The organism is Pseudomonadota bacterium (genome assembly GCA_026390555.1).
Lineage (GTDB): Bacteria > Bdellovibrionota_C > UBA2361 > UBA2361 > OMII01 > OMII01.
In genome coordinates this window covers 92,501-108,033 of the sequence record JAPLFS010000032.1, presented here as the reverse complement: position 1 = coordinate 108,033, position 15,533 = coordinate 92,501, and the positions used below count along the sequence as shown (strand labels likewise).

Sequence of the window (15,533 nt, the reverse complement as noted above, 5' to 3'; positions counted from 1 at the left end):
GGTGTTGCGCAACCGCGCTACACGATTAAAGCAGGCTAGCAATGACTATGGAGAAGGGAAAGGAGCAAGTAGCGCTAAGTGGGCGTATTAATGGGAACACGGCTACGGCCAGCACACTTACTGATTCTGACTATATATATATGTCTAACGGATTGCTCAGTGCGTCTGACGCGGTGCCCGATTCGCAGGGAGCAATTGAGGGACATGGCGCAATTGCGGGGCAGGGCGCACCCCTTGTTGTACCCCTTAATCCCCGAGTTGGTAGACGTGCGCTCGATGTTCCCAGCTCTACTCCGTTTGGAATGCTTGCAAGTCCCCTGATGCAGCTCTTTAAGGTTGAATCAACGCTAGTCGATCTAGTGCTTACGGAGCTTAGACCCCGCTGTCCAGTATGCAATAAGTTGGCTGAGAGACCCGCTAACATTAGAGATCTTAATCTGCCTAGTTCTGGCTACCTAGCGCTGGTCCTGGCCGACGATAGAAACGAGATCTCCCTTTCAGAACGGTGCGAATTGCTCGGTGTTGAGCGAGTTTTTGTTACTGGGCGGATCTTGAGGGTTGAGGAGCTCCTAGGCGACAGCGACGGCGAGCCGGTCCTGGCGCTGGTTGCAGCATCTCAGCACGAAGAGCTCCGGCGAGCGGTTGCGCTCTGGTCTGAGCGGGGTGGTGCAAAGCTGCGGATCTTGCACCTCGAACACCGCACGGCGCTTGCTCTGGAGCTCTTCGTGCTCAGCTCCAGATGGAGCTGCTTGGAATGCGATCGTAGCTTTCCTGAGGCGACGAGCCTGATGCTAGCAGCCACTACTCCGTGCGCCCGTTGTAGAGGAGAGGGGTGGCTTGAGGTACAGGGTGCTCGTCTGATCTCGTGTGAGGGGTGTGATGGGTTCGGTTCTAGCGACTCAGTTGCGTTGTATGAGTGGCGGGGTGTGCAGTTAAGGTACGTAGCAGCGCTGCCGTTTCGCTCCTTTTTAGAGCCTAGTTCAAGCGCTAGTAGTGAGATTTCGCACTTACAAAGGATCTGCGAGGGTGGTTTCGGGGACTACCCGATCGGAGCTCCGGTTAATCTGCTCTCGCGAGGTGAGCAGGCGCTCTGTACGCTCCTTAGCAGTAAGCTCTCTAAGCTAACGGGGCTGACCCTACTTGCTGATGGCGCAGCGCTCTGGCCGACCTGGAACGGTGTTGCCGCTGATTATGCCGAAACTCTTAGGGCTTTTTATCCCGTAGTGGCACCCCTTACAGCACTACGGCTTCCTGAGCAATTGAGGGAGGCGTTTATCGTGCGCGACATAGAGCGTGGCCCCCTTAGTATTCGCGAGCTCTCTTGCCCCCTGGGGCGCCCAAGCTTGATTCAGGGGGGTGTGGGCACTGGCAAGGGGTTACTTTTAAAAGAGATTAAGGAGGTTTTTTTAAAGAGGCGCAAGCTCGCACAGCGCTGCGCCTTTGGCAGCTTAAAGAGCTGTTATCTACTCGATCCAGGAGCTGAACTACCGGATTTAGTCATAGATCTCCTTGGACTGGAAGACCTGATAGCCGCTGAGTTCTGCCGGACCCGTATCGCGCGAGAGCGCGGATATTCAATTGAGGATCTTTTACTATCTTCGTCACGTTATCGATGTCGCGCCTGCCTAGCAGGGGTCGGGGAGTGTCCAGAGTGTAACGGTGCTCTGATCGATTGGAGCATTGGTCAAATTCCGTTCGGACAGCTCACCTTTAGCGCAGTGCTTCAGGCGCCGCTAGCGGCACTTAGTGAGCTACTTTGGAGTAGGGATACTATCGGTGAGGTTATACGGGCCTTACCACAGGAGCTTCAAAGTAGCTTAACGCTCTCAACACCGGTTGCTTCTCTGCCTCCAGCAACGGCGCGCGTTATCTATCTACTTGCGGCCCTGACTCGGATCGGAGCGTCGAAAGATGGGCCTAAGCAACGCGCCCTTGCTACTGAGCTTATACTTATTAACAAGCCCTTTGCGCTCGCCGCAGCCCAGCAAATTCGTGTTTGGGAGATGCTGTGTGAGCTTACTTTGCGAGGAGCTACGGTAGTTTGCGCTGATGTGCCCGAAACCCTCGAAAACCTATTCAGCTCTGTGCTACGGTTAGCTCCCGCTCGGGGAGTTGATCCGCAGAGGGAGCGGCACCGTTTGTACGACGTACGGATGGCCCGGCCAGTAAAGTTAGATGTGGTAGCTTAATGATTAAAATACGAAGGTCCGAGAAGCGCATAAGTAGGGAGGAGATAAAGGAGATCCTTTATCGACGTCGTTATGTGATCCCTAATGCGGTCACGGTTGGGAATATGTTCTGCGGCTTTCTCGCGATTATGTACGCCTCTTCCGGGCGTTTTGAGAAAGCTGTCTTCGCCGTTCTAATCGCTATCCTTCTTGATGGTCTTGATGGTCGTGTCGCGCGTAAGCTTAACGCCACCTCAAAGTTTGGTGTTGAGTTTGACTCACTCTCTGATCTGGTCTCCTTTGGGGTCGCCCCAGCGGTGATGATGTATCACTGGGCGTTTCATCTTTTAGCCGATGAGTTGGGCGTTGCTATTACGTTCTTCTATCTGTTGTGTGCCGCGAGTCGTTTGGCGCGCTTTAACGTATCGACCGAGAACTTAAAAAACTTCTCCGGGTTGCCAACGCCGGGAGCCGCGGTGTTTGTAGTTGCTGTAATCAATACCGCTCCGTATGCGCAGAGCTCCTATCTAATGGTTGGTGTTGGGATGGCTACGATGCTTAGCATTGGCTACCTGATGGTCTCGACTATAGAGTTTTTTAGTATTAAGCAGTTTAAAATGTCAGGGATTAAGCGTATTGGAAGGCTGCTACTTGGGCTTCTAATTGCACTAACCTGGTACGATCCGGTTATTGGGCTATTAGTGATAGCTGCTGCCTATGCTGCAAGCGGACCGTATATGCGAATTCGTTCAGCGCACTCCATCTGATTGAGTAGCGCAGACGATTTACGCCGCCGGCTTAACGGTATAGATATTTACCGGCAGAAGGTTGAGCCATATTCGCTCCTTTGTAAGATAATTGAGCGAGTTCGATTCCTTTAGATATTCGTTGACCTGATTAATACGCGCAGCGCGGTCGGCTGGAGCAAGTGCCTCATTAAATGTGCGCATGCCGATATATTCATAGTAAGTCATCAGGGTCTCTGGGGTGCTGATCTCTCGTAGGCGATTAAAGATAGTCTTAACGGTCTCTAGGTCGAAGTTAACGAACGGTAGGGCGCACACTATTATGTCGTAGCGCATATCGGTTGGAAGGTCCTGGGCCGCGCCTTCAAAGAAGAACACCTGCGCCTTGCAGCGTTGATAGTCGTCGTCCCTCTCGAGCTTGTCTTTAAGAGCCTTCATAAACCGAGGGTTTATTTCGCAAACCGTTAGGATGTCACCATCCTGGAGCTCCTTGATTATAGGGAGAGTGACTGAACCTGTTCCTGGGCCTAGCTCTAGGATCTTCTTGGGGGCGCGATTCGGCTCCCGCATCGGCGTGATAAGCGCCTGCGCAGCCCAGCGTGAGGTGGGAAAGCATGCTCCGGTAGTTTTAAATTCAAGCAAAAACTCACGTAAAAAGACGAGATTCTCTTTGATCATATCGACAATTAAACCTCTGCGACCTGATTCTGGTTCGTTCCTACTCACGACACCCGCCTGTCACCCAAAGGCAACAAGTGTAGCTGTTATGGTAACTTTCATGAGAGATGTGCCCGATCTCAGCAAAACCACAGCTTAGTGGCAAAATCCTCTCCGAGCCCCCCTCTAATGTAGTGATCTGTAAGAGTTCGGTAAAGTCTCTAGAGGGGATAATCTTTAGAATAGATCTCTCAGTTTGCTGCACTGAGCGACTTTCGCAATCGGTCGTACTAGTAGTATCAAGTCTCTTAGGAAGATACATATGACCCATCAGGTAGAGAACGAGGGTATGTACGCAATTAGCCCCTACCGTCAATGTTGTCGGATGTTCCTGCGATTTGCTTCACAAATGGGCGCTAAAATGTTTGGATTAAATAACTATCGCTAGTTTATACGGCAGGTTGCAACTTTTTACTGCAGATAGGAGCCAAGGATTAATTATGGAAACAAGGGATCTCTGGGGCCGTTTTAAGCAACGATTTTTTTACGATCCCTCCTCTGGGTTCTCGCTCGATACGAGCCGCATTAATTACGAGGATGCTTATCTTAAGGCGATGGAGCCCAAGCTTCAATCGGCGTTTGAAGAGATGGCTCGCCTAGAGGCCGGGGAGGTCGCAAATCGGGACGAGGGGAGGATGGTTGGCCACTACTGGCTAAGGGCGCCACAGCTTGCGCCGACCGCAGAGATCCGCTCAGCGATCTCGCTCACCCTAGATAAGATAAAAGCCTTTACCAGGGATGTGCATAGCGGCCAGATCGGACCGAGGCCAGGGGTTACATTCTCTCATATCCTAATTGTGGGCATCGGGGGCTCGGCGCTCGGACCGCAATTTGCGAACCAGGCCCTGAGCGCCTGTTCCGATCCGATGCGCATCTCCTTCTTCGACAACACCGACCCGGACGGCATGGCAAAGACGCTCTTCTCACTGCCAAAGCTTGAAGAGACCCTCGTAATCGTAATCTCCAAATCAGGGGGAACCAGGGAGACCCGTAACGGCCAACTTATTGCGAAGGCCGCCTTTGATGGGGCTGGATTAGATTTTAAGCGGCACTTCGTTGCTGTAACGGGTGCGGGGAGTGAGCTCGATACGACCGCCAAATCGCAAGCGTGGCTTGAGCGTTTCCCGATGTGGGATTGGGTTGGGGGTCGCACGAGCGAGTTCAGCGCTGTAGGGCTGCTTGCGCTAGCGCTACAGGGATTTGATATCGATGCGGTTCTTAAGGGTGCTGCTGATATGGACCTGCTCACCCGCTGTCGCGAGGGTCATAGGAACCCTGCGGCGTTGCTGGCGCTGGCGTGGTACCACTGCGGGTGCGGCAAGGGAAATAAAGATATGGTGGTGCTGCCCTACAAGGATCGCCTCGATCTTTTCAGTAAGTATCTCCAGCAGCTCGTCATGGAGAGCCTCGGTAAGGAGCTCGATCGCTCCGGTAATGTGGTTAATCAGGGCCTTGCTGTGTATGGCAACAAGGGATCGACCGATCAGCACGCCTATGTGCAGCAGTTAAGAGAGGGGCTTAATAACTTCTTCGCTGTATTTATCGAGGTGTTAAAGGATCGCGCGCCGCGCACTACTGCTAGCGCCTCTCTCAAGGGTTTTGCAGCGGAGACGATTCAGGTCGAAGCAGGGATAACGAGTGGAGATTATCTAACTGGATTCTACCTAGGTACCCGTACGGCTCTTTATGAGAATGGGCGTGAGAGCGTTAGCGTTACGATACCAGAGGTTAGTGAGTATTACGTAGGGATGTTGATAGCGCTATTTGAGCGGGCGGTTGGTCTCTATGCTTCGTTAATTAACGTTAATGCCTATCATCAGCCCGGTGTTGAGGCCGGGAAAAAAGCAGCGGCGGCGGTGCTGGCGATTCAAGCGCGTGTGACGGCCTATATGAATCAGGCCGACAAGCCTCTTAGCGTAGAGGCGATTGCAGACGGGATTGGAGAGGCTGATTCGGTTGAGACGATCTTTAAGATCCTTCGACACCTGGCAGCTAATAAGCGCGTTGAGCTTAAGTTAGGCGCTACTCCATTTGAGGATCTCTATGCACCTGTATAATAGGAGTTTATGACGTTTGAGCTGTTGGGCGGCGCTGTTCACTCATGGGGCCTTGTGTTGGTGGTCCTTGTGATGGTGTTCATGTTTGTAACTGAGCGCATGCCGGTTGATGTGATCGCCATGGCGATGTTGGTTGTGTTGGTGCTTGGAAAATACGTAACGGCGCAGGAGGCTTTCCAGGGGTTCTCATCGCCGGTAGTAATCGTAATGGTATCTACCCTGTTTGTTGCCGGAGCGCTGCGTGTAACGGGGGTGAGTGATGCCATGGCGCGTTGGATCAGGCGTTATGCCGGATCGAACCAGCAGGTAGCGATCGGAATAGTGATGGTCGTTTCGGCGCTACTCTCCGGTTTTATGAACAACGTATCTGCGGCGGCGCTGCTTATGCCAGCGGTCGCCATGCTATCGCATGAAAGCGATATCCCACCCTCAAAGCTCTTTATACCACTCGCATTTGCTGTCTCACTTGGTGGAATGTTAACCCTGATCGGAACTCCGCCGAATATCCTCGCTGCGGAGCTGCTTAGTCACAATAATCTTGCGCCGCTCTCATTTTTTCATTTCTTGCCCTACGGATTGGCAGCGCTCGTTATCGGCACCCTCTTTATGATGGTATTTGGATGGAAGATCCTTCCGGTACGAAAGACGCATGGAGCAACGCGGCGCATTACGGATCTGCGCGCGCTTTACCGCTTGCAGGACCGCATATTTTCGGTGCGAGTTCCTGCGGATTCGGCGGTGATCGGAAGATCGCTTTCTGAGCTAAAGTTTGGCTCGCTCATATCCGGTATTGTGGTGACCATTATGCGTGGTGGACGCAAGCTATTCTCCCCCAGGGCCAACGAGAAGCTTCAGGAGCGCGATGTCCTGCTTGTACGCGGTAATCCAGAAAACTTTGCAGAGGTGCAAGCTCTGCAGGGGTTAAAGTTTACAGAGCTGCCAGGCGCGGTGCTTGAAGCGCTTGCAGGGAGCGCCGATATCCTTAAATTCTCCTTACGTGAGGTGCATACCGAGAGCCGTGTAATGTTGCTCAGAGATCTTTTTAAGGGAACCGGCATCTTGCCGCTAGCAGTTGAGCGTACGGCGCATGAGCACGCCTGGGAATCCAGGCCGCCCTCGTGGTTTCTTGATGTGAGTGTGCATGATGGTGATGTAATCATCGGGTGTGTTACTGGGCGCTTTCGTGAGGACTCTCCAATCGTTGATCTTGAGATACTAGAGGTTTCAGATCCTAAGCAGCTTCTGCTGAGCTCGCTCTTTACCGTTAGTATAGGGCCAGGCAGATGGGTCGGTGCGCCGCTGCACCGAATCGCGCATGAAACGAAGCTTGCGATCCTTGGTCGTGTTGTTAATGGGGGGAAGATCGATTGGTTGGATGTTCCTGTTCTAACCACAGGGGGAGAGACGGAACCGGCCAAACTCTCTGCGGATTGTTTATTGCGCGAGGGTGAAGTGTTGCTCGTAAGTGGAGTCCTGGAAGAGGCGCAGCGCAGAGCTTCCGTTGGAACCCTTATTTTTGAGGCGGAGGCTGCATGCGCGGAGATAGAGTCTAGCGATGTTGGCATTATTGAGCTTGTTATCACGCCGCGCTCTGAGCTGATCGGCAAGACCTTAGCTGATCTCCATTTTCGTGATAAGTATGATTCGCAGGTGCTGGCGCTGTGGCGTGATGGTAAGCCCTTACTCTCGCTCTCCTCTGCGTTACCTTTGGTGTACGGGGATGCGCTCCTTGTACAGGGGCCGCGTAAGACCCTGCCACTGCTTGCAAAGGATCCCAATTTTCTGCTGCTCTCTGAGCATCACATTTCTCCGACACTCTCGAGGGGCTCGATCTTCTCTTTAATTGCGCTGGCGATGTTGATCTGTATACCGATCTTTACAGGACTTCCGGTGCACGAGGCGGCGTTTTTTTCGGCGTGTCTAGTTGTCTTTAGCGGGGCGATTACGATGGAGCAGGCGTACCGTGAGATCGACTGGAGGGTCGTTTTTCTCCTTGCGCTTATGATACCCCTTGGGCATGCAGTTGAGCGAGTTGCGGATATTGAAAGCATGTCGATGGGGCTCGGACAATTATCTCAAACGATACCTCCGATCGGACTGGCTGCACTTTTTATGATTGCCGGCAGCATCGTCAGTCAGCTGATAGACAGCTCCGTTGCAGTTATCTTTTTAGGGCCGATAGCGCTCGCCATCGGGGAATTTCCTGGGGGATCGCAGCAGGGGTTATTGCTGGCAGTTACGCTTGGTAGCTCGCTGGCGTTTATGCTGCCGACCAGTAGTCGAGCTAATCTTCTTGTTTCTGGGGCAGGGGGGTACCGTGCGGTGGATTTTATGCGGATAGGGGTGCCATTTACTGCAGTGGTTGGCCTGGCGTTACTTGGTATGTTGTATTTGCTAGATTTTTAGGTGCGGTAGGTTTAGCGTCAGCGCCCCCGAAAACTCTGATATGAGACTACATTAACGTGCGCTTTAAGGGCGTTCACTACCTCGTTACTTAGAAGGCCATCGCTCATTTTAATCAGATCCTGTACGGCGGTGAGGCAGAGGTTGGCATGCGCCCAATCGGGGCACTCCTGGCTTCCAACGCGCAGTTCAATGATCAGCTCGCGCCATTCACTACGTGGCCACGGGGATAGTACTGAGCGCTTTGCGGCGCTAGTAGCTGGGCCGCGCAACGTTACGCGGCATAGTTCTGGGTCGGAGTGTAGGGTAGCCTGAGCTTGGCTCATACCTTTTCTCCTATCGCTAGGGTCATCTCTACGGAGCCGATAGTGCATTTACCGAACTTTGCCTTGACCGATTTTGCGGAGTGAAGATTCGGTAAGGCGGCTGGGCCCTCAAGCATCCTATCAACGCCGAGGTCAATTAGATTGGGTGGCTTAAGTTTAGAGAGGTCAGCGTTAGGATCTGTACCAAGTTGTGTGGCAGGGAAGGGGCTTACTAGTGTTGCTGTTTTTGGATCGCTCTTGAGATCAACCATAGCGCGTTATTTAAAACCTAGATGCCATTTAACCTACCTTGCACGGTCGGGCAGTTCCGTAGATACTTTAGTTTTGATGCCTAAAAAGTGGTTTTTGGTTGAGCCCTCTTAGCAAGGCATCGTAAGGTGGTGATTTCAGGTTGTTTATTTGTAACTAGTCAGCATGTTTCAGAAATATTCGCATACGGAAATGACACTCAATAGCCCCTAAGGGGCCGATTTGCGGAGCAAATAGGGGGTGAAAACACTAACTGGTCACAAAATCTGCCGTCCCCGATCAGGGGACGACCAATCGAATTACCTATGAAACTTCGCCGTAATCTCAATAGCTTGAATCGCGACATTAAACTACAGTGACCAGTTACGTTTATTTTTATAAAGATGATAGTGATGGATCTTACCTTACGTCAGGAGCTTGCAGGGAGGAGCTGTGCTGGGATTCCCAAGGGGAGCCCTGCCCTTACACCAGATCAGGCAGCACGGTTAGCGTTGGGTGTTCCAGAGTGGTCGAGCAGCGGCGATAAGCTTGAGCGTGAGTACGTTCTTAAGAGCTACCTAAGTGGGGTTAGGTGGTTTGCCGTGTTAGCTGACATAGCGGAGCAGGAGGATCACCATCCCGATGCGTTTATAACCTGGCGTCGAGTTAAGCTTACGCTATCGACGCACACCGTGGCAGGATTATCAGAGAACGACTTTATCCTTGCGGCTAAATTAGAGTGTGCCTTTGAGGAATTTAATAGTAAGGAGCCTTAGAGCTATTTTTTAAACAGGGAGATCTTATGGCAAAGAACAATGAAAATATCACGATGAAGGGTAATGCACTTAAGGTCGAGGGACGCTGCATTGAAGAGGGTGCTGTATTGCCGAGCTTTAAGTTAACCGGGACCGATATGGGGGACGTAACCAACGCCACCTTTGCTGGGAAGGTCCTTGTGCTTATCTCTATTCCGAGTATCGATACACCGGTGTGCGCTACAGAGACGAAGAGATTTAACAAAGAGGCGACCGCGCTCTCTCAAGATGTAGCTGTTGTGGCGGTAAGCCGCGATCTGCCCTTTGCCTTTAAGCGTTGGTGTGTTGCGGAGGGTGTCTCGCGGATCGTGACCCTAAGTGATTATAAGTATCGGTTATTTGGCAAGGAGTTCGGCGTAGAGTTGCCGGATCTTGGAATCCTTGCGCGCGCTGTCTTCGTTGCAGACAGAAGCGGCAACGTTGTGCATGTTGAGTATGTTACCGAGGTAGCGCAGGAGCCCGACTATGAGGCTGTGCTTGAAGCCGTTAAGAGCTGCCTTTAGTATATTGGGGTTTGTTGTAGGATGAGAGCGCATAAAATTATTACGCGCAGCTTGCAATTATTCTTAGCTAGCCTAATTTTTATCGGCTGCTCGAAGGGGCCCGAGGTGTTGGTTGTTAAAGCGACTAGGGGCGCCATTGAGGAGGTCATCACAAAGGCTAACTCCGGAACGACCCGTGTGGAGCAGCTAGCGGAGCTCACATTTGGAACGGTTGGGCGAGTTAAGGAGCTAAAGGTTCGCCGTGGAGAGATCGTCTACAAGGGTGATGTACTGGCGCAGATAGAGCACGATGCTGCCTTGGTAGCTTATCAGGATAGCGTAATCACGGCGCCCTTTGATGGTATCGTTATTGGATTTGATCTGGAGCAGGGGGAGATCTCGCAAGTAGGGGACACCGGAGTGGCGGCATCAATTCGATTAATTGATAAGCAACCTCGCTATGTACGGGCAACGATAGGTAAGGCCGATCTAGAGCGGGTGCAGGTAGGTCTTACGGCGCGTGTAAAGATTCCAATTATTAGACCGGAGCCATTTAAGGGAACGGTCAGAAAGGTTGGATCGTTTATGGGGGGCGCCTCTGAGGTTGAACTAGCCGTTGATAACGAGCGAGCGCTCCTTCCGCCAGGTGTACCGGTAGATATTGAGTTCGTTATAGCATCCAAGCAGGACGCGCTAGTACTTCAATCCGAGGCGATTCTTGGGGTGGGCTCAGAGCGTTATGTATATAAGCTATTCGGTAGCAGGATCTACAGGACGCCGGTAACGGTAGGCATTACAGCTCTTACCACGACTGAGATCGTAGTGGGGCTTTCGGATGGTGATGAAGTTGTGCTGCCATCAGACAAGATTGCACTTAAAGATGGCAGCACAGTACAGCCTAGCCCTGTGCAGCCGCAGCGCTAGCTTTTAGTGCTTCCATTAAAGTCTGAAAAGTCGTACAATTCAGACATATGTACACTAGATTATGCAACCCCCTGAAAAGCCGCAGTTTTTTCATTTTTGGGCCACGTGGAGTCGGTAAAACCTGGCTGTTACGCGCTATTTTTGCAGACCAAGCAGAGCGTGTCGTGACCATCAGCTTGTTAAAAGAGGAGCCTTATTTAGAGTTACTCGGCGATCCGGCTCGTTTGCGACGTTACTTGAATCCTGCATCGAGTAAAGAGGTGCAATGGATAATCATTGATGAAGTTCAACGAGTTCCTGCAATTCTGTCTGAGGTCCATGATATTCTTGAAGATCCAATTTTTAATAACAAGGTTCGTTTTGCATTGACAGGCTCAAGTGCAAGAAAACTAAAGCGTGGCGGAGCTGATCTTTTGGCAGGAAGAGCCCTTGTTAATAACCTTTATCCCCTTTCATTCCTGGAAACAAATGATCAATGGTCCCTTGATCAAGCTTTAAATTGGGGCTGCCTGCCGGCAGTAGTTGATGCAGAAGATGATACTTTACGCGCTGAAATTTTAAGGGCCTATGTAGGGACATATATTAAAGAAGAGATAAAAGAAGAGCAGATCGTTCGAAAATTAGAGCCTTTCATTAGATTTCTTGAGGCAGCAGCACAGGCGAATGGCGAGTTAGTCACCTACTCAAATCTTGCGCGTAAATCAATGGTTGATGAGAAAGCGGTCTCTCGCTACTTTGAGATACTAGAAGACACGCTGATAGGGTTTTTTTTACCTCCATATACAAAATCTGCGCGTGAGCGTGCGCTGGCGCTGTCAAAATTTTATTTTTTTGATGTCGGAGTGAAGCGCGCACTTGAACGTAATCTCGGGGTTAAATCTAGGCCTTCTGATTCGAATTGGGGCAGGGCTTTTGAGCATTATATTATTATGGAGTGTGTCTGTCTCAATTCTTATTTTAAGCGCGATGCAAAACTCTCACAACTCAAAACAAAAGATGGCGCGGAGATTGATCTGATTATTGAGTTTCCGCGTAAGAAGCCACTTTGTATTGAGATTAAGTCATCCAAAAATATACCGACAGTAGAGATAAACAAACTCTTAAAGATCAGTCAAGCTATTCCTGGAGGGATACCGATTATTGTTTATGATGGTGAGCACGAGCAACATGAGAATGGGGTTAGAATAATTCCGTGGAAGAAGTTTTTTAATGAGATTTGGTAAAGGGGATGCCTTGGCGGCAGCCCCTTTTGAAATGCCTGCTGTGGCAAAGCAGGGCTGGATAGGGGTAGAAGGGGGGCGAAGCCCTGGGAGCGCCGTTCTCCAGAATGGCCAGGTACGAATGCTCAGGGAGCTTGTCCCACTTACGTCTAAAATCCGATGCGCCAAAACTTCAACTACTTACAAAAAAGCACTTGAATTTCCTGCCATATGCTAAACTAGTATAACTTTTCAGCCGATTGTTAGGGCGTAGAAGATGTAAACTAACATACGCTAATAGCCGAGCGCGGCACCATCTGCCCCCTTGGATGTTGACCTTTAGGGTGCAGTTGAGGGTATGCCTAAACATACAAAATCACAAAACAGCGACCCTGGAGTAGCTCTGCTGAATAAGATATTCGGAGATATTGCAAGCTCTCCTCTCGCCGTTAGACGCTGTCAGCGCGCGACAAACAAACAGATTAATCAACCTGAAGAGAGAGTTAAGCACCACCTAGAGCGCCTTGAAGAAGCCATCAAGCGCCCCCGCCGAGATATGGATGGGGAGGTTCGCCAAGAACGCCTCCAGAGAGCTCTTGTCAACAAAGCCACTATCAACCTCCAAGACGAAGCTTTGGTGGAAAAAATTGCTCGCGGGATCTTCGCCTCAGAAAAAAAAGCTGCTCAAGAGCGGGGTGAGGGGCAGGGTGCAGAGGGAGCGCAACCCAATTTTGAAAAGGTTAAAGACGACTACATAAAACTAGTGCACGAAAAGCGCTCTCTACAACTCTCCTCGCTCTCACGTTGGACAGAGTACCTGCTCAAGAACGATGCTCAGCACCCTCCCTGGTTCCGCTACCTCGCTATAAGAGGCGCTCTAAAGATGGGAGATATTGACAGAGATGCTCCAAAGTTTGCACACCGCTCAAAAGATACCACAGCCCCCTTTCCCGAGCTTAACGCAGAGGCGCTCGGATTTGTCTTTAAGGCGCTCTCAAATCACTCGGACCTCTCTTTACTAGAAAACATCGAGGAGAAGCTTACTCTTCCTCTGCGTACAGCACTCGCCGCAAATAATTTTTCAGCGCTCTATGCCGTAGCACTCGTAGCGTGCAACCAAACCATAGACCGCTCTCGACTTGAGGGTGAATGGCGCAAATACGATCAATTCTCTGAACACACAATCTTAGAGCGTGATCTTTCCGGCAAAGGAACCGGATGGTGCACCGCTACTGGCTCTGCAAGCGGGCACCTTAAAGGAGGGGACTTTTACGTCTTCTACACTAAAAACGAAAAGGGGGAGTGCACAGTTCCACGCTTAGCTATTCGGATGGATAACGACCGCATCATAGAGATCCGCGGAATAGATCCAGGACAAGAGGTTGAGCCAGAATTTGTAGAGGTAGCCGAGAAGATGGGCATGACCCTTCCCGGATATGAGGAGTTTAAGAAGGCTTTTGCAGAGATGAAGCGCATGACGGAGATCGACAAGAGCTGCTTTAAGCGCGATGCGGCAGGGAAGTTCGCAGAGCGACTAGAGCCAAAGCCCCTATTTTCAAAAGATGACCTGCGGTTTTTGTACGAAATCGATTCTAAAATATCTAGTTTCGGATACGAGCAAGATCCTCGGATTGAAGAGATCCTGCAAACTCGGAGTGATAAGCTCGCAGACTATGCGCAGATGTATGAAGTTGAACGCGACCAGGTTGTTACTGACAAGCGCGGTATAACATCATCTACGCGTGTGTATATTGGTGATTTGGTGGGCCCTGAAGATTGTCAGCTTCTAAATGGACGTAACGAGCCGATAATTATTGCAGGTAAAGCACACTTCAGAGACTGCACCTCCCTGAACTCGATTCCTGAAGGGATTGTGTTTAATGCTAATGCCGACTTCAGAGGCTGTACCTCCTTAACTGCGATTTCTAAAGGGGTTGTGTTTAAGAGCGGAGCCAACTTCAAAGGCTGCACCTCCCTAACTGTGATTTCTGAGGGGAGTGTCTTTAATGGCTATGTCGGCTTCGAAGGCTGCATCTCCCTAACCTCAATTTCTGAAGGGGTTATGTTTAATGGCGAGGCCGACTTTAAAGGCTGCACCGCCCTAACCGTATACCCCGCCGGGATGCGGCCGCACAAAATATAGCTTCTCTATAAAGTACCCGGTACCAATCGGCTTTAACCGCAGCGCAGTCCTGCGGCCAGCGTGCCTACGCATATTTCGTATAGCTTCTAAGAGTTCCCAAGAGTAGTTGGGGCATATAATAGAGGCTAAGTGCCAAATATTACTGGATACTTTTTTGAGATAAAAGCCCATGCATTTACCTGAAGCAGAGATCTTAAATGACCTGATTAGTTGTTATGCAGTCATTAAGAATTATAGCGATGCTCATCCTTTGTTGCAGTTATGGATATGCTGAGGGCAAGACCCCTTACACTACTACTGTTACCGCATCAGCAAAAAAGCTTAAGGCCGCTGGCCGCTCTTCAAAGAAGAGCAACTTTGAGAAGGTTGCGGCAGTTGTTGTTTCTGGAAGAGCGTATGGATTAGGCGCATTTTCTGCCCGTTTTAATACCCGAAAAAACGTTACCTGGAGCTCTACTATTTCACGTAATGGAGTGGATTCAATCGATACTAACGAGCCTACCTTGTTACAGGGAGAGGTTTCAGTGGGTGGTAGTTGGAAGCGCAGCCGCAACGTATTTCCTGCATCTGCTTCGGTAATTAACGGTGTAGCTAAATTTGAATTTCCTGGCAAGGTTCGCGGTACACGCGCTTCACGTCAGCGTATGTACACCATCACTTGGGATGTTGGTTCATCTGATCTATCGAAGGCGCGTGTTTCAAGCCTACCGGCGTCAGTTTTTGCAAAGCGCGCCTGTCAAACTCTAGGGCACGAGCATAACGGCGAGCACCAGCATGCTGGAACGATTCAGCAGGCGGCTATTCAGGCAGCGCCTTCAACTGAGAGCTATCGTGTTGTAACTATAAGCACCGATGCGGACCCTGAGTGGTACGCGCGTTACGGAGCTCAGAGTAACGCTGAGATCGCCGCTATTATCAATACAGCAGAGGCCATGTACGAGCGTCAGTTGGGGATTCACCTCCGTATAGTTAAGCAGCACGTATATACCGATTACGCGACATCGCCCTACACCGCCAATGTAGCAAGCGAGCTGCTTGGACAGTTCAGCAAGAACCCAGAGAACCCAAGCAATCTTGGTAACGGAGTAGGGGTGTTTGACCAGGAGGTTGATCTTAAGCACCTCTTTACCGGGAAAGAGCTGTATAAGGATCAATCTCGTATCGGCACAACAACCGGAATCGCCTACACATCAGCCTTCTGCTGGGCTCCAAAGTCTGCATATGCAGTAACCAAGAGCAGCATGCTTACTAGCGTTACATTCGCACACGAGGTTGGACACAACTTAGGCGCCTCGCACGATGCGAGCGACCCGAGTGGTGTTATG

Annotated in this window: 13 protein-coding genes (1 of these 13 cut by a window edge); 10 read left to right on the top strand and 3 right to left on the bottom strand. The window is 50.8% G+C overall.

Features of this window, described 5'->3' with window-relative positions:
• The first annotated feature begins 47 nt into the window (after positions 1–47).
• Entirely contained in the window at positions 48–2,189 is a 2,142-nt protein-coding gene (locus NTV65_04165; protein ID MCX6114398.1) for a hypothetical protein, read from the top strand.
• The gene (gene pssA, locus NTV65_04160; protein MCX6114397.1) at positions 2,189–2,935 is read left to right on the top strand and encodes a CDP-diacylglycerol--serine O-phosphatidyltransferase; all 747 of its coding nucleotides are present in this window, start codon (positions 2,189–2,191) and stop codon (positions 2,933–2,935) included. Before NTV65_04165 ends, pssA begins: the two co-directional genes overlap by 1 nt.
• Before the next feature lie 18 nt (positions 2,936–2,953).
• Here pssA and NTV65_04155 read toward each other — a convergent pair whose 3' ends face one another.
• Entirely contained in the window at positions 2,954–3,592 is a 639-nt protein-coding gene (locus tag NTV65_04155; GenBank protein MCX6114396.1) for a methyltransferase domain-containing protein, read from the bottom strand.
• 479 nt (positions 3,593–4,071) lie between these two features.
• Between NTV65_04155 and NTV65_04150 the strand changes: the two genes are divergently transcribed.
• Both NTV65_04150 and NTV65_04145 read left to right on the top strand, forming a co-directional pair.
• The gene (locus NTV65_04150) at positions 4,072–5,688 is read left to right on the top strand and encodes a glucose-6-phosphate isomerase (protein ID MCX6114395.1); all 1,617 of its coding nucleotides are present in this window, start codon (positions 4,072–4,074) and stop codon (positions 5,686–5,688) included.
• 9 nt (positions 5,689–5,697) lie between these two features.
• Positions 5,698–8,094 (top strand): SLC13 family permease, encoded by a 2,397-nt coding sequence (locus NTV65_04145; GenBank protein MCX6114394.1) that lies wholly within the window; start codon positions 5,698–5,700, stop codon positions 8,092–8,094.
• Positions 8,095–8,111: 17 nt separating this feature from the next.
• Here NTV65_04145 and NTV65_04140 read toward each other — a convergent pair whose 3' ends face one another.
• A complete protein-coding gene (locus tag NTV65_04140; protein ID MCX6114393.1) occupies positions 8,112–8,417 on the bottom strand; it encodes a hypothetical protein in 306 nt (101 codons plus the stop codon).
• On the bottom strand, positions 8,414–8,668 hold the full coding sequence (locus NTV65_04135; protein MCX6114392.1) for a hypothetical protein: 255 nt from the start codon (positions 8,666–8,668) through the stop codon (positions 8,414–8,416). The genes NTV65_04140 and NTV65_04135 overlap by 4 nt, the downstream gene beginning before the upstream one ends.
• 390 nt (positions 8,669–9,058) lie before the next feature.
• Between NTV65_04135 and NTV65_04130 the strand changes: the two genes are divergently transcribed.
• The 6 genes from NTV65_04130 to NTV65_04105 form a co-directional block, all read left to right on the top strand.
• A complete protein-coding gene (locus NTV65_04130; protein MCX6114391.1) occupies positions 9,059–9,421 on the top strand; it encodes a 4a-hydroxytetrahydrobiopterin dehydratase in 363 nt (120 codons plus the stop codon).
• 26 nt (positions 9,422–9,447) lie between these two features.
• The gene (tpx, locus tag NTV65_04125) at positions 9,448–9,963 is read left to right on the top strand and encodes a thiol peroxidase (GenBank protein ID MCX6114390.1); all 516 of its coding nucleotides are present in this window, start codon (positions 9,448–9,450) and stop codon (positions 9,961–9,963) included.
• Positions 9,964–9,984: 21 nt separating this feature from the next.
• Positions 9,985–10,866 carry an HlyD family efflux transporter periplasmic adaptor subunit gene (locus tag NTV65_04120; protein MCX6114389.1) on the top strand — a complete coding sequence of 294 codons (882 nt, stop codon included), beginning with the start codon at positions 9,985–9,987 and terminating at the stop codon, positions 10,864–10,866.
• Positions 10,867–10,913: 47 nt separating this feature from the next.
• Entirely contained in the window at positions 10,914–12,089 is a 1,176-nt protein-coding gene (locus NTV65_04115; protein MCX6114388.1) for an AAA family ATPase, read from the top strand.
• A gap of 334 nt (positions 12,090–12,423) precedes the next feature.
• Positions 12,424–14,208: a hypothetical protein gene (locus tag NTV65_04110; protein ID MCX6114387.1), complete on the top strand. Its 1,785-nt coding sequence runs from the start codon at positions 12,424–12,426 to the stop codon at positions 14,206–14,208.
• Between the two features lie 215 nt (positions 14,209–14,423).
• Positions 14,424–15,533, top strand: partial view of a M12 family metallo-peptidase gene (locus NTV65_04105; GenBank protein ID MCX6114386.1) — the 5' portion only. 396 nt of this gene lie beyond the right edge of the window; 1,110 of the gene's 1,506 nt are visible here — the first part of the coding sequence; its start codon is at positions 14,424–14,426; its stop codon lies off the right edge, out of view.